At 71.0% G+C, this 17,252-nt stretch carries 15 protein-coding genes and 1 tRNA gene; 1 reads left to right on the forward strand and 15 read right to left on the reverse strand.

Annotated elements, in window-relative coordinates:
- Positions 1 to 845: 845 nt before the first annotated feature.
- From BN1056_RS11895 to pgi, 3 genes are all read right to left on the reverse strand, one after another.
- Positions 846 to 922: transfer RNA gene (locus BN1056_RS11895), tRNA-Pro, on the reverse strand.
- Positions 923 to 1,111: 189 nt separating this feature from the next.
- Complete coding sequence (gene moeB / locus BN1056_RS11900; RefSeq protein WP_210581494.1) at positions 1,112 to 2,311, reverse strand: molybdopterin-synthase adenylyltransferase MoeB; 1,200 nt, start codon at positions 2,309 to 2,311, stop codon at positions 1,112 to 1,114.
- A gap of 22 nt (positions 2,312 to 2,333) precedes the next feature.
- Positions 2,334 to 3,998, reverse strand: coding sequence for a glucose-6-phosphate isomerase (pgi, locus tag BN1056_RS11905; protein WP_210581496.1), 1,665 nt, complete (start codon positions 3,996 to 3,998; stop codon positions 2,334 to 2,336).
- 34 nt (positions 3,999 to 4,032) lie between these two features.
- Here pgi and BN1056_RS11910 point away from each other — a divergent pair, with 34 nt between their 5' ends.
- On the forward strand, positions 4,033 to 4,635 hold the full coding sequence (locus tag BN1056_RS11910; protein WP_210581499.1) for a DNA-3-methyladenine glycosylase I: 603 nt from the start codon (positions 4,033 to 4,035) through the stop codon (positions 4,633 to 4,635).
- Between the two features lie 229 nt (positions 4,636 to 4,864).
- On the opposite strand, the gene BN1056_RS11915 is transcribed toward BN1056_RS11910, so the two are convergent.
- The 12 genes from BN1056_RS11915 to BN1056_RS11970 all read right to left on the reverse strand — a co-directional run bounded on the left by BN1056_RS11915 (position 4,865) and on the right by BN1056_RS11970 (position 17,247).
- On the reverse strand, positions 4,865 to 5,563 hold the full coding sequence (locus tag BN1056_RS11915; protein ID WP_210581501.1) for a HEAT repeat domain-containing protein: 699 nt from the start codon (positions 5,561 to 5,563) through the stop codon (positions 4,865 to 4,867).
- Positions 5,564 to 5,668: 105 nt separating this feature from the next.
- Positions 5,669 to 6,886 (reverse strand): MFS transporter, encoded by a 1,218-nt coding sequence (locus BN1056_RS11920; RefSeq protein ID WP_210581504.1) that lies wholly within the window; start codon positions 6,884 to 6,886, stop codon positions 5,669 to 5,671.
- A 50-nt stretch (positions 6,887 to 6,936) separates the two neighbouring features.
- Positions 6,937 to 9,096 (reverse strand): bifunctional cytidylate kinase/GTPase Der, encoded by a 2,160-nt coding sequence (gene der, locus BN1056_RS11925; protein WP_210581506.1) that lies wholly within the window; start codon positions 9,094 to 9,096, stop codon positions 6,937 to 6,939.
- 145 nt (positions 9,097 to 9,241) lie between these two features.
- Positions 9,242 to 10,405 carry a prephenate dehydrogenase gene (locus BN1056_RS11930; protein WP_108967042.1) on the reverse strand — a complete coding sequence of 388 codons (1,164 nt, stop codon included), beginning with the start codon at positions 10,403 to 10,405 and terminating at the stop codon, positions 9,242 to 9,244.
- A complete protein-coding gene (locus BN1056_RS11935) occupies positions 10,402 to 11,361 on the reverse strand; it encodes a pseudouridine synthase (protein ID WP_210581508.1) in 960 nt (319 codons plus the stop codon). The genes BN1056_RS11930 and BN1056_RS11935 overlap by 4 nt, the downstream gene beginning before the upstream one ends.
- Positions 11,358 to 11,993 (reverse strand): SMC-Scp complex subunit ScpB, encoded by a 636-nt coding sequence (scpB, locus tag BN1056_RS11940; RefSeq protein WP_425306124.1) that lies wholly within the window; start codon positions 11,991 to 11,993, stop codon positions 11,358 to 11,360. The genes BN1056_RS11935 and scpB overlap by 4 nt, the downstream gene beginning before the upstream one ends.
- Positions 11,990 to 12,856, reverse strand: a complete 867-nt coding sequence (locus tag BN1056_RS11945; RefSeq protein WP_210581510.1) for a segregation and condensation protein A — start codon at positions 12,854 to 12,856, stop codon at positions 11,990 to 11,992. The genes scpB and BN1056_RS11945 overlap by 4 nt, the downstream gene beginning before the upstream one ends.
- Before the next feature lie 2 nt (positions 12,857 to 12,858).
- Positions 12,859 to 13,740 (reverse strand): ParA family protein, encoded by an 882-nt coding sequence (locus tag BN1056_RS11950; protein ID WP_210581512.1) that lies wholly within the window; start codon positions 13,738 to 13,740, stop codon positions 12,859 to 12,861.
- Positions 13,741 to 13,805: 65 nt separating this feature from the next.
- Positions 13,806 to 14,741 carry a site-specific tyrosine recombinase XerD gene (gene xerD / locus BN1056_RS11955; protein WP_210581598.1) on the reverse strand — a complete coding sequence of 312 codons (936 nt, stop codon included), beginning with the start codon at positions 14,739 to 14,741 and terminating at the stop codon, positions 13,806 to 13,808.
- 70 nt (positions 14,742 to 14,811) lie between these two features.
- Entirely contained in the window at positions 14,812 to 15,054 is a 243-nt protein-coding gene (gene secG, locus BN1056_RS11960) for a preprotein translocase subunit SecG (protein ID WP_210581514.1), read from the reverse strand.
- A 167-nt stretch (positions 15,055 to 15,221) separates the two neighbouring features.
- Positions 15,222 to 16,001, reverse strand: coding sequence for a triose-phosphate isomerase (gene tpiA / locus BN1056_RS11965; protein WP_210581516.1), 780 nt, complete (start codon positions 15,999 to 16,001; stop codon positions 15,222 to 15,224).
- Positions 16,002 to 16,053: 52 nt separating this feature from the next.
- Positions 16,054 to 17,247: a phosphoglycerate kinase gene (locus BN1056_RS11970; protein WP_210581518.1), complete on the reverse strand. Its 1,194-nt coding sequence runs from the start codon at positions 17,245 to 17,247 to the stop codon at positions 16,054 to 16,056.
- Between the last annotated feature and the right edge of the window lie 5 nt (positions 17,248 to 17,252).

Genomic DNA, 17,252 nt, shown 5'->3' on the forward strand with positions numbered 1-17,252 from the left:
AGGCATCCCCGTCCCCAACCCGCCAGTCACCGACGAGGTGCACTCCCAGATCTTCATCGACGGGATGTGGTTGACCCACAAGTGGGTCCTCCTGGTAGCCCGCAGTCCCACCCACTTAATCGCCTCGCGCTGTGGGCCGCGTCCGAGAGCGCGGCGGCCTACCAGACGCTGCTGGCTCCTATCGCCCCGCCCGACCTGGTCGCCACCGACGTAAAAGCGCTACGCAGCCAGTGTCCCGACACTCCCATCCAGCGGTGCCTGATCCACGTACACCGCGGGCACCGTCCGAGACCTGACACTGCACCCCAAGACCATCCCCGGCAAGGCCCTACTACGCCACTCTCACAAGCTGCTGACCATCTCCACTGTCGAGGAGGCCACCGGGTGGCTGGTAAATCTGAACGACTACGGCACCCAGTACAAGGACTGGCTGAAGGGAGCGCACCACCAACCCCGTCGAGTCCGTCAATGCTCAAGTCTGCGACCGGCTGCGCCACCACCGCGGCGCCACCCCCGACCACCAGGCCGCCATCGCCGAGTGGACGCTGTACACCTACACCGACAATCCCGCACCCGCCCGCAGCATCCTGGCCGACTGGCACGCCCAAGGCAGACCCAAGCGCACCCGCACACCCAAACCCAAAACCACCCTCACCAGCGCCAGTCCGCACCCCGCCGGATGGGGGCACCACCCCCCACCCCCGAAGAAGGCCTCTGGGCCCGCAAAGGCTGGGCCGGACGAACCCACTAGAAAACCACGACACGCCGGCCTAAAGCACCACGTCCGCGCCGATAACCCAATCTCAACGAAAAACGGTCACCACCCTGAGGTGGTGACCACGTCCTGGTCGGGCTGGCGGGATTTGAACCCACGACCCCTTGACCCCCAGTCAAGTGCGCTACCAAGCTGCGCCACAGCCCGTCCGCTCGCGGCTGTTGCCTCGCGCGAACAGGGATGACAATAGCCCATCCTGGCGCCGGCGTCGAAATCCGTGGCTGGTGACGCCGCTCACCGTTCCCGTGGGACCCCGGCGACAACTTCGACCGATCTCGGCACGTAACGTCTACCGACCTCGGCGGTTATATCTACCGACCTCGGCGGGTTGGCGAGTTAGGCGGAGGCGGCCCAGGCCTTGATGCCGCCCTCCAGGTTGGTCATGGGGCCGGCGTATCCGGCATCTTCCAGGGCCGCAATGGCGCGGGCGGAGCGCACGCCACCGGCGCAGTAGACAATCAGCTCGCGGCTCGGATCGAGCTCACCACGGCGCTCGACCACCTGGGCGAGCGGGATGTGCACGGAGCCATCGATCGTCTCGAGCTCGACCTCGTGCGGCTCGCGCACGTCCAGAAGCGTGAAGGCCCGCCCGGGCAGCTCGCCCGCGGCAATGCGCGCGCGCAGCCCGTCGGCGGTGATCGTGTTCATATCGCTCTCCTCTGCAAGAGTCATCCTCCCCTGCGGCCGGGCGCCGCAGAAGGCCTCATAGTCCACCAGCCCGGTGATGGTTGGCTGGGTGCCGCACAGCGGGCAGTCGGGGTTCTTCCTTATCGGCAGTTCCGCACCGCGCCCGTCCCAGGCGTTGATCAACAACATGCGGCCCACCAGGGGACGCGCTCCCCCGATCACTAGCTTCAACGCCTCCGCGGCCTGCATGGCTCCGACGATTCCGGGCAGCACGCCCAGTACCCCGGCCTCGGCGCAGGACGGTACCGCGCCCGGGTCGGGCGGTGCCGGGTGCACGCAGCGGTAGCAGGGACCGCGTTCGGCGTCGAAAACGGTCACCTGGCCGTCGAAGCGCAGCACCGCCCCGTGCACGAGCGGGATTCCGAGCAGCACGCAGGCGTCTCCCAGCAGGTAGCGGGTGGGGAAGTTGTCGGTGCCGTCGATCACCACGTCCCAGCCGCGCAACAGCTCCATGGCGTTGGCGCTGGTCAGGGCCTCCCGGTGAGTGACCACCTCTACGTCCGGGTTCAGGGCGGCCACGGCCTCCCGGGCGGAGTCGACCTTGGGCCGCCCCGCGGCGGCAGTGGTGTGCAGCACCTGGCGTTGCAGATTGGAGACGGCGACATCGTCGTCGTCGATGATGCCGAGCGTGCCCACGCCGGCCGCAGCCAGGTACAGGACGGCGGGCGAGCCCAGGGCGCCGGCGCCCACCACCAGGATGCGGGAGGCGCGGATGCGCTGCTGACCGCGCCCGCCCACCTCCGGCACGAGTGCATTGCGCGAGTAGCGCTGCTGCTCGGCGGTGGTGAGCGGGCGCAGGCGGGCGTCGTCGATCAGCGAGGGGTAGGTCTCCCCCGCTCCCGGCGTCATGTCTGTACCGAGTCGTCCGCGGTCAGTGCCGCAGGCCGCGGTAGCGGTCGATCAGCTGCCGGGTGGAGGCGTCCTGGCCGGCGTAGGCGGCCTCGTCTCCGCGCACCGCGGGGGCGATCTCCAGAGCCAGCTTCTTGCCGAGCTCCACGCCCCACTGGTCGAAGGAGTCGATGCCCCACACGATGCCCTCGGTGAAGGTGATGTGCTCGTACAGGGCGATCAGCTGCCCGACCACGGCGGGGGTGAGGGCCGGGGCGAGGATCGACGTCGTCGGCCGGTTTCCGCTGAACACGCGGGCCGGGACGATCGCCTCAGGGGTGCCCTCCGCGCGCACCTCATCGGCGGTCTTGCCGAAGGCGAGGGCGGCGGTCTGGGCCAGGAAGTTGGACAGCAGCAGCTCATGCACGTCCGCTTCGCCGTCCTTGACCGGGTGGGCCGGGTTGGCGACGGTGATGAAGTCGGCGGGGATCAGCCGGGTGCCCTGGTGCAGCAGCTGGAAGAAGGCGTGCTGGCCGTTGGTGCCGGGCTCGCCCCAGAAGATCTCCCCGGTGTCGGCCACCACGGGGCTGCCGTCCCAGCGCACGGACTTGCCGTTGGACTCCATGGTCAGCTGCTGGAGGTAGGCCGGGAAGCGGTGCAGGTACTGGGCGTAGGGCAGCACCGCGTGGGAGGCGGCCTGGAAGAAGTTCACGTACCAGACGTTGAGCAGGCCCATGAGCATGGGCACGTTCTCCGCCGGCGCCTTGGTGGCGAAGTGCTCGTCGACGGCGTGGAAACCGGACAGGAAGTCCGCGAAGTTCTCCGGGCCGACGGTCACGGCCAGCACGGTGCCGACGGCGGAGTCCACCGAGTAGCGCCCGCCCACCCAGTTCCAGAAGCCGAAGGCGTTGGCAGGGTCGATGCCGAAGGCCTCCACCTTGTCCAGGGCGGTGGACACGGCCACGAAGTGCTTGGCGACGGCGCCGTCGGTGCTGATGCCGCGCGCGGCCAGCGCCTCCAGCAGCCAGGTGCGGGCCATGCGGGCGTTGGTGAGGGTCTCCAGGGTGGTGAAGGTCTTGGAGGCGATGATGAACAGGGTGGTCTCCGGGTCCAGGTCGGAGACCTTCTCGGCGCAGTCGTTGGGGTCGATGTTGGAGATGAAGCGGGCCTCGAGGCCCTCCTGGACGTAGGGGCGCAGGGCCTCATAGACCATGACCGGGCCGAGGTCGCTGCCGCCGATACCGATGTTGACGACCGTCTTGATGGGCTTGCCGGTCACGCCGGTCCACTCCCCCGAGCGCACGCGGCGGGCGAAGGCGTAGATCTTCTCCAGGACCTCGTGCACGTCGGCTACGACGTCCTGCCCGTCCACGGTGAGGGTGTCGGTGGCGGGGCGGCGCAGGGCGGTGTGCAGGACGGCGCGGTCCTCGGTGATGTTGATGTGCTCGCCCGCGAACATGGCGTCACGGCGGCCGGGCACGTCCACGGCCTCGGCGAGTTCCACCAGGGCGTCGCGGACCTCATCGGTCAGGAAGTTCTTGGACAGGTCGACGAACAGGTCGCCCACCTCGTAGGAGTAGCGCTCGGCACGCTGCGGGTCCTGGGCGAACCAGGCGCGCAGGTCGGGCTCCATGGACTGGTGCAGCTCGGTAAGCCGCTTCCAGGCGGCCGTGGCGGTGGGGTCAACCGGTGTGCGTGTTGTCGACATGGAAGCAGTCTAGGCCGTCCGCTACGGTTACCGCATGGAAGACCTGGTGATCGGCGAGGACGGGCTGGCGCGGCCGGTGTGGGCCGCCGCCGACCCGCTGCTGCGCGACTACTACGACACCGAGTGGGGCATGCCCGTGCGCGATGAGCGCGGCGTGTTCGAGCGCCTCAGCCTGGAGGCCTTCCAGTCCGGCCTGTCCTGGCGCACCATCCTGGTCAAGCGGCCCGCCTTCCGGGAGGCCTTCGCCGACTTCCAGCCGGAGGCGGTGGCCGACTTCGGGGACGACGACGTGGCCCGCCTGCTGGCCGACGCCAGGATCGTGCGCAACCGGGCGAAGATCCTGGCCACCATCAACAATGCTCGCGCCACCGTGGCCCTGCGGGATGCCGACGACGTCGACGGCGGCCTGGCGGGCCTGGTCTGGTCCTACCGGCCGGCGGCCACGCCCGCCCCGCGCACCCTGGCGGAGACGCCCACGCGCTCGCCGGAGTCGGAGGCGCTGGCTCGCCGGCTCAAGCGCCTGGGCTTCCGGTTCGTCGGCCCGACGACGGCGTTCGCGCTTATGGAGGCCATCGGCATCGTGGACACCCACCTGGTGGGATCCTGGCGCCGCGGCTCCTCCGGGGTGTGGAACTGAGGAGCGCCTCACGAAGTCGGTGATCCGCTGCCTCGCCGTGGCTCGCTCCGCGCTCTTGCTGTCAAAATCGATGACAAACGAAATCCGCAGCGCTCCAGGCGCTTCACAAAACGTTGGAACCATGCGGGTACCGAGTGGCGTAGAAGAGCGCTTCCCCGGCGTTTGTCATCGATCTTGACACCGCCGGTACGTTGGCATGCCGAGCCGCCCCGGCAACACCGCTCCGGGGTCAGCCTGGGTTGCCGAGGAGCTTGGACAGGCGCTTCTTGCGGCGGTTCTGGATGACGATCCAGGCCACGTCGGGGTCGCCGACGTCGAGCGCCGCGAATACGGGGAGCCCCGCGCCGGGGTCGGCCGCAACGGCCACGCTCCAGCAGTAGCCGAGGGACTTGCGCAGCGTCCGCGCCGCCGGGACCTTGCGGTCCTGCGGCGGCAGTGCAATGAGGTGATCGGTGGTGCGCCGGCACACGTCGATGGCGAGCCGAGCGGCCTCGGCGGTACACAGCAGCCGCGGCTCGCAGATCGTCACCGCGGCGGCGCGCTGTACCAACGGGTCTTCGTCATCCGCCCATGCCAGGACGAGGGAGAACAATGTTTGCGGGTCGGAATCACCCAGTAGTTGCAGGCCGATGGTGACGGCCTCGCGCACACGCCAGCGCTCGTCGGTAGCCAGTTCCCGCGCCCGTCGCTCAATGGCCGCATCGGCCGCCCGATACCCCAGCGCGGCGGCCGCACAGGCAGTGGTGTACTCACCGCCGTCGGCCAGCAGCTCCTCGATCGTGTCTGGATCGGCGGCCCGCGCGACCACCGCGATCAGCTCGATGTTCGCGCGGGGGCCGGGAAGCCCCGAGCGCTGGTTCAGATACGCGGGCCAGTCCTTGACCTCCAGCTCCTTGAGCTCAGTCAGCCACCGCGATGTGTCGACCATGCCGCGATCGTACGGTGCGGGGAAGAGCGATACAACCGGGCGACGTAAGTCATTGCAACGCTAAGGCCGCGTCGTACAGGCAGGCGCGCCGCCCGGACAGAGACCTCACCACTCGGAGGCGCGCGCCAGCTGCCTTGCGGGCGTAACCGCTACAACCACAGCGGTTGCCGCCACCCCGAGGCCGAGGGCAACCAACACGCACAGGCGCAGGCCGCCGAGTTCGAGCAGCACCCCGGCGGTGACCGGCACGGCCGCCGAGATCGCGGCGATGACCAGCCCCACCAGCGCCAGGGCGCGTCCCTGTCCGGCTTTCGGCACCACGTGTTGGATGTAACCGAAGGTGCAGCCGCTCGTGGTCGCGGTGGGCAACCCGACGAGTGCCAGCGTCACCGCCTGGACGGCGGGCCCCGGTTGGACGAGCACGGGAACCACCACGAGCGTGCACAGCAGCGATCCCACGGCGATGATCCTGCCGGCCCGCACGCGTTGGATTAGCCACGACGCGGGCAGCGCACCGACGAGCAAGCCCACCGCCATGAACGTGTTCAGCAATCCCACTGCGGCGGTGGAGGCACCGGCCACGCGCAGGGCCATCTGCATTCCGTCTATCAGGAGCAGGACCTCCAGGTTCAACAGCATGGCCGAAGATGCCAGGGCCAGTACGGCTGGTCGGGTGAGTATGCGCAGCAGGCACCGCCAAGTCACCCCGGCTTCCGGGATTGGTGGAGCAGTGCTCTCGCCGTCGTCGACAAGCGGGTGCAGGTCCGCCCGCACGCGACTGATGCCGACGGCCTGACCGAGCGCACCGAACACCGAGGCCACGAATGGCACCCAGGACCCCACCGCCAGGAATAGCCCGGAAATCGGCTGCCCGATTATGTTGACGACACCGTCACGTCCCCGGTTCACGGCCAGCGCGCCGGGCAGCCGCTCGCCGGAGACGATGCTGGGCAGCGCTGCGTCCGACGCCGTGCCGAACACACCGGTGATGAGCCCCGCGGCTCCGGCGCACACGGCGAGGAGGCCGAGCGAAAGCTTGCCGGTCGCGCACATGAGGGCGACCGCGGTGTAGAGCACGGCCCGCAGCATCCCGGAGGCAATGACGGCCCAGCGCCGATCCACGCGATCCATTGCCATGCCACCGGGGATGGAGATCGCCGCGGCCGCCATTCCGGCGACCGTCGAGACCAGGCCCGCCTGCGCCGTCGATCCGGTAACGTCCAGCGCGACCATTGTCAGTGCGAAGGTACCGACCACCGAGCCCAGCTGCCAGGAGGTGTCGGCGCACAACCACGCCACGTAATCGGTGCGCTGTGACTCCACCGTCTCAGCCTACGAGTCCTATGGCCGGTTTCGGGCCAAAACCGCCACCCTCAGCGCCGCTGGCGGCGCTCGCGCACGCGCACACCGATCTGGATGGGGGTGCCGGCGAAGCCGAACTCCTCACGCAGCCGGTTCTCGATGAAGCGCCGGTAACCGGCGTCCAGGAATCCGGTCGTGAAGATGACGATGCGTGGCGGGGCGGTCTGCACCTGGGTGGCAAACAGGATGCGGGGCTGCTTGCCGCCCCGCACCGGGTGCGGGCTGGCCGCCTGTAGCTCCCCCAGGAAGGCATTGAGCCGCCCCGTGGGCACGCGCGTGTTCCAGCCGGCCAGGGCCGTGTCCAGGGCGCGCGCCAGCCGGTTGGTGTGCCAGCCGGTGCGGGCGGAGAGGTTGATGCGCGGCGCCCAGTCCACATGGGCGAGCTCGTGCTCCGCCTCCCACTCCAGCTGCTTGCGGCGGTCCTCGTCAACCAGGTCCCACTTGTTGTTGACGATTACCAGGGCGCGTCCGGCGTCGACCACCTGCTGGATCACGCGGATGTCCTGCTCGGTGATGGCCTCTGAGGCGTCCAGCAGGACCACCGCCACCTCGGCCTTCTCCACCGCCCCCTGAGTGCGCAGCACCGCGTAGTAGTCGGCACCGCGCGCCTGCCGGATGCGGCGGCGGATGCCGGCGGTGTCCACCAGCAGCCACTGGCGGCCGTCGAACTCGACGACCTCGTCCACCGGGTCGCGGGTGGTGCCGGCCAGTTCGTTGACCACCACCCGCTCGTTGCCGGCGAGCTGGTTCAGCAGTGAGGACTTGCCGACGTTGGGGCGCCCCACCAGGGCGATGCGGTGCAGGTCGTCGCTGCGCTCCGGCCCGGCCACGGCGGACACCTCCGGCAGGATGGCGACGGCGGCGTCGAGCAGCTCGCCGCTGCCGCGGCCGTGCAGGGCGGAGACGGCGTAGGGCTCGCCCAGGCCCAGGGCCCACAGCGCGGCGGCGTCGCCCTCCTGCACGGGCGAGTCGACCTTGTTGGCAGCCAGCACCACCGGCTTGCCGGAGCGGCGCAGCATCTTGACGATCCGGTCGTCGGCCTCGGTGACCCCCACGCGGGCGTCCACCACGAGCAGCACGGCGTCGGCCAAGTCCACGGCGGCCTCGGCCTGCGCGGCGACGGCGGCGTCCAGGCCGGCCACGTCAACCTCCCAGCCGCCGGTGTCGACGATGGTGAAGCGCTTGCCGGCCCATTCGGCCGGGTAGGAGACGCGGTCGCGGGTCACGCCCGGCACGTCCTGCACCACGGCCTCCCGGCGGCCCAGGACCCGGTTGACGAGGGTGGATTTGCCCACGTTCGGTCGGCCGACGACGGCCAGCACCGGCAATCCTGCCTCCAGCCCCGCCTGGGCGCTGGGGATCTCCTCCCCCGCGAGCACCGCCTGGTCGTCGGCGTCGAGCACGTAGTCGTCCAGGCCTGCGCGCAGCGCGTCGGCGCGGGCGTCCTCCAAGCGCTCGCGCTCGGCGGCCTCGGTGCGCGCCTGCTCGACCAGCTCGGTGACGCGGGCGATGGTCTCCTCCAGCGTCAGATCGGAGGTATCCACCGCGGTGACGCCCTCGGGAACGGTGAGGAACTGGGAGACGGTGGCGTCGTCGCGGTCGCGGCGCACCACCTGGTCGCGCAGGGCGGCCGCATCCACGGCCTTGCCGGCGGCATCCAGGTCGGCGGCGCGGCGGGCGAGCCGGGCCTGCTCGCTGGCGGTCAGCAGCAGGCGCACGTCGGCGTCGGGGGCGACCACCGTGGTGATGTCGCGCCCCTCGGCGATGATGCCGGCGCCGCGGGAGAAGGAGCCGGCCAGGCCGGTCGCCTCGGCACGGATGATCTCCCGCTGGAGCCGGGCCAATTCGGCGCGCACGTCCAGATTGGTGGCAACCTTGGAGACCACGGTGGAGATGTGCGGGTCGCGGATGGCCTCGGCGAGGTCCACCCCGTCGCAGGTGACGCCGGGCGCCTCGGGGTCCATACCCATCACCAGCGGCATGGCCTGCACGGCGTGGGTGACGGCAGCGGCGTCGTCCAGGTCGATGCCGGTGCGCTCGCACCACCAGGCGGCCGCCCGGTACATGGCGCCGGTGTCCAGGTAGGCCAGCCCCAGCGCGGCCGCAACCCGCTTGGACACCGTGGACTTGCCGGACCCGGACGGCCCGTCAATGGCGACGACGATTCCCATGTGCTCCTCCAACTTTCAACCCCGCAGGCTCAGGCGAGCCCGGTTGGCCTCAAGGGGTAAGCGTCCCACAATGACGCGGCCGGGCGCGGATCCGCAGCAGATGAGTCCGCCCACAGCCGCGCCGGGACGGCCGCCGCGGGCCGCCTCAGGACACGACCACGCGCCAGCCGCGGGCGTCCAGGGCATCCTCCAGCCCCTGCGCGGCGGCCGGCATGACCGAGAGCATGGCCAGGCCGGCGCTCTGCCCGGGCGAGTGCTCCATGGCGAAGTCCTCAATGTTGACACCCGCCTCGCCGACGTCGGAGAACAGCCGACCGAGCGAGCCGGCGGAGTCGGGCACCAGCACCTGCACCTGCGCGTAGCGGCGCGGCGCCCCGCCGTGCTTGCCCGGTATGCGGGCCTGCCCGGCGTTGCCGCGGGTCATCAGGTCGGTAATAGCGCCGACGGCGCCCGGGGCGATGGTAGCGGCGTCTCCGGCGGCGGTGTAGGCGGGGTCGTCGGGCGACACGGCGGCGGGTGCGATCCCATCGATCAGGCGGTCCAGGTCCCCACGCAGCTGGCGCAGCATGTCCGCCACCGGCCCGGCGTTGCCGACCACGATGGCCGACCACAGCCGCGGATCGGAGGCGGCGATGCGGGTGGTGTCGCGCAGTCCCTGCCCGGCCAGGCCGAGCGCGTTCTCCGGGGTGGTCTCCAGACGCGCGGCCAGTAGGGAGCTGACCAGTTGGGGGACGTGGCTGACGGCGGCGACGGCGGCGTCGTGCTCGGCCGCGGTCATGCGCACCGGGGTCGCGCCGACGTCGACGGCCAGGTTGCGCACCGCCAACTCGGCCTCCGGGGTGGCGCCGTCGGCGATGACCACCCAGGGGCGGCCCGCGAACAGGTCGGAGTCGGCCGCGCCGGCCCCCGACCGCTCCCGCCCGGCCATGGGGTGGGAGCCGACATAGCGGCGCGCGTCCCGCCCGCCGTGGCGGCGCACCTCGGCGGCAATGCGCGCCTTGACGCTCGCGACATCCGTGACCACCGCATCCGGGTGCGCGTCCAGTTCGCGCAGAACCACGCCCGCGGCCACGTCCGGTGGGGTGGCGACCACGATCAGGGCCGGTTCGGGGCTGTGCTCATCACGCACCTGCCCGGCACCCATATCGCGGGCCAGCGCCAGGGAGGTGGGCGAGGTGTCGGATAGCTGCACCGGGACGCCGGCGGCGGTCAGGGCCAGCGCCAGGGAGGTGCCCAGCAACCCGGTGCCGACCACCAGCACCGGCCCCCGGGTGGACAGGACGGCCGAGGGGTTTCCGATGGCACTCACAGGCCCACCTCCTGCTGCAGGGCGCTGACCTCGGCGCCGGTCAGGGCCCGCATGGCACCGGGCCGCAGATCACCCAGGGTCAAGGGGCCCAACCGGGTGCGGGAAAGACGGATCACCGGGTGGCCGACGGCGGCCAGCATGCGGCGCACGATGCGGTTGCGTCCGGAGTGCAGGGTGACTTCCACGATCGAGGCGTCCGGGGAGACATCCTTGACCACCGCCCGGTCGGCGGTGATCGGCCCGTCCTCCAGCTCGACGCCGCGCCGGAGCCGCCGCGGCAGGCCGGCGCCCACCCGGCCCTTGACCACGGCCACGTAGGTCTTGGCGACCTCGTAGCTGGGGTGGGTGAGCCGGTGGGTGAGTTCGCCGTCGTTGGACAGCAACAGCAGCCCCTCGGTGTCGGCGTCCAGCCGGCCCACGTGCACCAGCCGCAAGGCGGCGGCCTTCTCCACTCCGCCCAGCTGCTCGGCGTGCTCGGTCAGGTACCGCTCGGCGTACTCGGCGACGGTGGGCCGTCCCTGCGGGTCCTCCATGGTGGTGACCACGCCGGCGGGCTTGTGCAGCATGATGGTGATGACGTCGGGGTCGGTGAGCACCCGCGAGCCGTCCACGCGTATCTCCTGAGTGGCGGGGTCCACGCGCACCCCGGGTTCGGTGACCCGCACCCCGTCGACGCTCACTCTCCCCGCGGCGATCAGCTGCTCGCATACGCGCCGCGACCCCACCCCGGCGTGGGCCAGCACCTTCTGGAGCCGCTGGCCGCCGGCGACGTAGGGGTCCTCGGTGCGCGCCTGCCCGTCCTGGCCGGCGACGGCTCCCGCCGCGGCGGGTGCCGTCGAGGGGGCGTCGACCTCGTAGTCGACTTCTTCGAGGTCGTCGGCGTCGTAGAACTCCTCGGCGCCGAAGTCCAGCACGGCGTCCGTGCGCTCGTCGCGGTGGTCCTGGCTTGGGTTCACGGCAGTATTCTCCCGCTGATCTCGTCTTCGATGTCTCCCAGGGCGGATGTGTCGGGCAGGTAGGGGGCCAGGGGCGGCAGGTCGTCGAGCGAGTCCAGGCCCAGGTACTCCAGGAACTCGCCGGTGGTGCGGTACAGAATCGCGCCGCTGGGTTCGCTGCCGGCCTCCTCGATCAGGCCGCGGGCGTGCAGGGTGCGCACCACGCCGTCGACGTTGACGCCGCGGATGGCGGCGATCCGGCCGCGGGTGACGGGTTGCCGGTAGGCGATCACGGCCAGCGTCTCCAGGGCTGCCTGCGACAGGCGTGCGGTGGCACCGCCGATGACGAAGCGTTCCACCAGGTCGCTGAACCGGGGTGCGGAGGCCAGCCGCCAGCCGCCGGCGGCGCGGCGCAGCACGAAGCCGCGCGCCCGGACGCCCCGGTCGGGGGACGGCGCCTCGCCGGCGTACTCGGCGGCCAGGGACTCCAGCAGCGCCTCGACGTCGGTCTCCTCCCTGCCGAGGGCGGCCGCCAGGGCGGCCGCGGTCACCGGCTCGTCGGCCACCACCAGCACCGCCTCGACGGCGGCGCGCAACTCCGCGTCCGACACGGGCACGGGCAGCCGGGAGGCCGCGGGTTCCGGGGTGCTCATGCGAACTCCTCCTCCAATTCGGGGCTGGTCATGCCGGCCGCATCCGCGTCGCCGCGCCAGGCGACGGTGATCTCCTCCATGGGGGCGGCCTGGGTCAGGTCGACGCCGCCCTGCCGGTACATGATGAGCAGGGCGAGGAAGCGGGCGACGACGACGGCGGTGCGGCCCGCATCCGCGGTCAGCTCGGTGAAGGTCAGGGTGCCGGCCCGGCGCAGCCGGTCGGCGAGAATACGCAGCTGCTCCCCCACCGGGACGCGCTCGTGCAGGTGCACGGTCTGCACGCCCGGGTCGTGGGGGCGGGTGAACACGTCGGCGGCGATACGGGCCAGGTCCTCCGCATCGATGGTGGCCACGAGCCGGGGCAGTAGCGCCGCCAGTTCGGGGGGCAGGGCCACCACGCGCGGGTGAGTGCGGGAGGCGGTCTCGGCGCGGCCGCGGAAGGCGGCGGCCGCCTCCTTGTAGGCGCGGTACTGCAGCAGGCGGGCGAACAGTAGGTCGCGGGCCTCCAGCAGCTCCATGTCCTCGTCGGCCTCATCCGGGTCGTGCGGTAGCAGCCGGTGGGCCTTCAGGGCGAGCAGGGTGGAGGCGACCACCAGGAACTCAGTGGCGCGGCCCAGGTCGCCGTCGGCGCGCATGTAGGCGATGAACTCGTCGGTGACCTCCGCCAGGGCCAGCTCGGTGATGTCCAGGCGCTTGCGGGCGATCAGGGTGAGCAGCAGGTCGAAGGGGCCCTCGAACTGGGGCAGGTTGACGCTGAATCCCGGCAGTTGCGTTCTCGCCGCGGCGTCGGGCTGTGCGGCGCCCTCCAGCGGTGGCTGGGAGGCGGGCGCCGCGATGCTCGCGGCGCCAGGTTTAGGCGACATTATTAGGCGACATTGCCGCGGGCGATGACCTCCCGGGCGAGGCGCCGGTAGGCTTCGGCGCCCGGGTGACTGGGGGCGTAGCTGGTGATGGGCTCGCTGGCGACGGAGGCGTCCGGGAACTTAACGGTGCGGCGGATCTGCGTGTCGAACAGCTTGTCCCCGAAGGCCTCCTGCAGGCGCTCGAGCACCTCCCGGGAGTGCAGGGTGCGCGGGTCCACCATGGTGGCCAGGATGCCGTCGATCTGCAGGCGCGGGTTGATGCGGTCGCGTACCCGGTCCACGGTCTCCACCAGCAGGGCCACCCCGCGCAGGGCGAAGAACTCGGTCTCCAGGGGGATCATGACGCCGTGGGCGGCGGTGAGGGCGTTGACGGTCAGCAGGCCCAACGACGGCTGGCAGTCCACAATGATGGCGTCGTATTCGTCCAGGACGGGGCGCAGCACTCGGGCGAGTGCCTGCTCGCGGGCGACCTCGCCCACCAGTTGCACCTCGGCGGCGGACAGGTCGATGTTGGCGGGCACCAGGTCCAGGCCCTCCACGGAGGTGTGGTGGATGATCGGGCGCACGTCGGGGCGGGCGGCCACCAGCATGTCGTAGACCGTCTGGTCCAACTCGTGGGCGTTGACGCCCAGGCCGGCGCTGGCCGCGCCCTGGGGGTCGAAGTCCACGATCAGTACTCTCCGCCCGTATTCGGCCAGGGCGGCCCCCAGGTTGATGGTGGTGGTGGTCTTGCCGACACCGCCCTTCTGGTTGCACATGGCGATGACGCGGGCCGGGCCGTGCGAGTCGAGCGGCGCGGGGACGGGGAAGGTCTTCTCCTCCTGCTGGTCCTCGGCGGGGGTATCGGGCGGGTCGATCAGGCCGGGCTGCTTCACGTCACTCACATGGGCAGCCTAGTCGAAGAGACAGCGCGGAGCGCGGTGACCGTTCCCGTGACCGCCGGCGATGGTCAGCCGCGGGCGCGCGGATGGCTGGTGGCGTACACCTCGCGCAGGTGGTCGACGGTGACCTTGGTGTAGATCTGGGTGGTAGTGACCGAGGCGTGGCCGAGCATCTCCTGCACCACGCGCACATCCGCGCCGCCGGCGAGCAGGTGGGTGGCGGAGGAGTGGCGCAGCGTGTGCGGGGAGATGTGCCGTTCCCCCTGCGCGTCGGCGCCCGTCAGCCCGGCGCGCTGGGCCGCCTGCTGCAGCACCGCCCAGGCGGACTGGCGTGACAGGGGCCGGCCGAGCGTATTGAGGAACACCTCGGGCACCCCCCTGCCCTTGGCGGCCAGCACGGGGCGGCCGCGCACCAGGTAGGCCTCCAGAGCGTCCCAGGCGAACTGGCCCATGGGCACGACCCGCTCCTTGCGGCCCTTGCCGAACAGGCGCAGGCAGCCGGATTCGGCGTCCAGATCGTCCACCACCAGCCCCACGGCCTCGGAGATGCGGGCGCCGGTGGCGTACAGCAGCTCCAGCAGGGCGCGGTCGCGCAGGGACACCGGGGAGTCGTCAACATCGGCGGCCTCCAGCAGACGACGCACCTCGTCGACGGTGAGGGCCTTGGGCAGGCGCCGGCCCACTTGCGGCGGGCGCACGGCCGCGGAGGGGTCGGCGTCGGTGATGCCCTCGGCGTGTAGGAACTTGTGCCAGCCGCGTACGGCGGTGACCGTGCGGGAGGCGGAGGATGCGGCCAGGGGGCGGCCGCCGTCGGCGCCGGTGCGCAGTGCCTCAAGGAAGGCGGTCACGTCCGCCTCGGTGACCGCTGCGGGGGTCAGGATGGTGCGGGCGCGCAGGAAGTCGGCGTAACGGCCCAGGTCGCGCTCATAGGCGGCCAGCGTGTTGGGGCTGAGCCCGCGCTCCACCCGTAGGTGGGCGAGGTAGCCGGCCCGGGCCCGCTCCAGTGCGTCCCCCCGGGGGTCGACGTCGGGGCGTACGGTGTCGACGGCTGGTTTCGTGACGACCTCGTCCGGTTCAGGCGAAGCGGGCCAGTAGGCCCAGGCCGATGATCGTGGCGACCCATACCAGGGCGACGCCGACGGTGATGCGGTTGAGGTTGCGTTCGGCCACGCCGGAGGAGCCGGCGGAGGAGGTGATGCCGCCGCCGAACATGTCCGATAGGCCGCCGCCCCTGCCCTTGTGCATGAGGATCGTCATGATCAGGAAGAAGCTGGACAGCACCAGCAGCACTTGCAGGATGATGGTCAGCGTGCCCACGCGGTTCCCTTCGTTGTCGGCTGTTCGGCATTCGGCCGGGGTTGTCCGGCGGCTATGAGGCGGCCGCCGCTTCGTGGGCGACTCTACCCGATCCCCTCCCCCATGTATGCGGGTGCGCCCGACCCCACGGTGGGGTCGGGCGCACCCGCCACTGACGCGGATACGGGTCAGGCGTAGAAGCCGGCCATCTGCGCGAAGGAGTCGGCCTTCAGCGAGGCACCGCCGACGAGAGCGCCGTCGATGTCGGGCTGAGCCATGAGCTCCTTGATGTTGGCGGGCTTGGCCGAGCCGCCGTACAGGATGCGGGTGGCGTCGGCGGTGGCGTCGCCGTAGTCGGCGCGCAGGGCCTCACGGATGGCGCCGCAAACCTCCTGCGCGTCGTCGGCGGTGGCGGTCTCGCCGGTGCCGATGGCCCAGATGGGCTCGTAGGCGATGACGATCTTGGCGACGTCCTCGGCGGACCAGCCCGCCAGGGCGGCGCGGATCTGGCCGAGCACGAAGTCGACGTGGGTGCCGGCCTTGCGGACCTCGAGGGCCTCGCCGCAGCACAGGATCGGCGTCATGCCGGCGTCCAGTACCTTGCGGGCCTTGGCGCCAACCAGCTCGTCGGACTCGCCATGGTACTCGCGGCGCTCGGAGTGGCCCATGACCACGTAGCTGCAGCCGAGCTTGGTGAGCATGGCGGTGGAGATCTCGCCGGTGTAGGCGCCGTTGTCGTGAATGGACACGTCCTGGGCGCCGTACTTGATGTCCAGGGAGTCCGCCTCGACGATCGTCTGCACGGTGCGGATGTCGGTGAAGGGCGGGATCACCAGGACCTCGCACTTGGAGTAGTCGTGCCCGGCGTCGCTCAGGGCCATGGCCAGGCCCTGCACCAGGTGGTTGGCCTCGAGGTGGTCGAGGTTCATCTTCCAGTTGCCCGCCATCAGCGGGGTGCGGTTGCTCATTTGCGTATTCCTTATCCGGGTTCCCTTACGGGTACTGTGTGATGGGGGTTGATCAGTCGTCCAGGACGGCGATACCGGGCAGGGTCTTGCCCTCCAGCAGCTCCAGGGAGGCGCCGCCACCGGTGGAGATGTGGGAGAAGGTGGACTCGTCGAAGCCGAGCGTGCGCACGGCCGCGGCGGAGTCGCCGCCGCCGATCACGGAGAAGGCGTCGGAGTCGGAGATGGCCTGGGCGACGGCCTTGGTGCCCTCGGCGAAGGCCGGGAACTCGAACACGCCCATGGGGCCGTTCCAGACCACCGTCTTGGAGGAGGCGATGGCCTGGGCGAACAGCTCCCGGGTCTTGGGGCCGATGTCCAGGCCCATCTGGTCGGCCGGCATGGCGTCGGCGGCGACGACGGAGGCCGGGGCGTCCGCCTTGAACTCGGGGGCGACCACGGTGTCGACGGGCAGGAGCAGCTCGACGCCGTTGGCCTTGGCCGTGTCCAGGTAGCCCTTCACCGTGTCGATCTGGTCCTCCTCCAGCAGGGAGGTGCCGACCTCGTGGCCCTGGGCGGCGAGGAAGGTGTAGGCCATGCCGCCGCCGATGAGGAGGCGGTCGGCCTTGCCCAGCAGGTTGGCGATGACACCGAGCTTGTCGGAGACCTTGGAGCCGCCCAGCACCACGGTGTAGGGGCGCTCGGGGTCGTTGACGGCCTTGCCGAGGGACTCGATCTCCTTGGCGACCAGCAGCCCGGAGGCGGCCGGGAGGATGCGGGCCACGTCGTAGACGGAGGCCTGCTTGCGGTGCACGACGCCGAAGCCGTCGGAGACGAAGACGTCGGCCAGGGCGGCCAGCTGCTCGGCGAAGGCGGCGCGCTCGGCGTCGTCCTTGGAGGTTTCGGCGGCGTTGAAGCGGACGTTCTCCAGCAGCACGATGTTGCCGGGCTCGAGGGCGGCGACGGCGGCCTGGGCGCTCTCGCCGACGGTGTCCTGCGCGAGGGTGACCTTCACGCCGGTCAGTTCGGCCAGGCGGGTGGCGACCGGGGCGAGGGAGAAGTCGGGGTTGACCTGGCCCTTGGGACGGCCCAGGTGGGCGACGATGATGACCTTGGCGCCCGCGTCGAGCAGGGTCTTCAGGGTCGGCAGGGCGGCGCGGATGCGGCCGTCATCGGTGATGTGCTTGTCGGCGTCGAGCGGGACGTTGAAGTCGGAGCGGACCAGGACGCGCTTGTCCTTCAGGTCGCCGAGGGACTCGATGGTCTTCATGGAAC

The sequence above is a fragment of the Actinomyces succiniciruminis genome, from assembly GCF_900002405.1.
In the GTDB taxonomy this organism is placed as follows: Bacteria; Actinomycetota; Actinomycetes; order Actinomycetales; family Actinomycetaceae; genus Actinomyces; species Actinomyces succiniciruminis.

Bases quoted from the DNA above. Each gene is read 5' to 3' on its own strand.
- moeB (WP_210581494.1), bottom strand. From the start codon at position 2,311: ATGACGCCGGGAGCGGGGGAGACCTACCCCTCGCTGATCGACGACGCC.
- pgi (WP_210581496.1), bottom strand. From the start codon at position 3,998: ATGTCGACAACACGCACACCGGTTGACCCCACCGCCACGGCCGCCTGG.
- BN1056_RS11910 (WP_210581499.1), top strand. From the start codon at position 4,033: ATGGAAGACCTGGTGATCGGCGAGGACGGGCTGGCGCGGCCGGTGTGG.
- BN1056_RS11915 (WP_210581501.1), bottom strand. From the start codon at position 5,563: ATGGTCGACACATCGCGGTGGCTGACTGAGCTCAAGGAGCTGGAGGTC.
- der (WP_210581506.1), bottom strand. From the start codon at position 9,096: ATGGGAATCGTCGTCGCCATTGACGGGCCGTCCGGGTCCGGCAAGTCC.
- scpB (WP_425306124.1), bottom strand. From the start codon at position 11,993: ATGAGCACCCCGGAACCCGCGGCCTCCCGGCTGCCCGTGCCCGTGTCG.
- BN1056_RS11945 (WP_210581510.1), bottom strand. From the start codon at position 12,856: ATGTCGCCTAAACCTGGCGCCGCGAGCATCGCGGCGCCCGCCTCCCAG.
- tpiA (WP_210581516.1), bottom strand. From the start codon at position 16,001: ATGAGCAACCGCACCCCGCTGATGGCGGGCAACTGGAAGATGAACCTC.
- BN1056_RS11970 (WP_210581518.1), bottom strand. From the start codon at position 17,247: ATGAAGACCATCGAGTCCCTCGGCGACCTGAAGGACAAGCGCGTCCTG.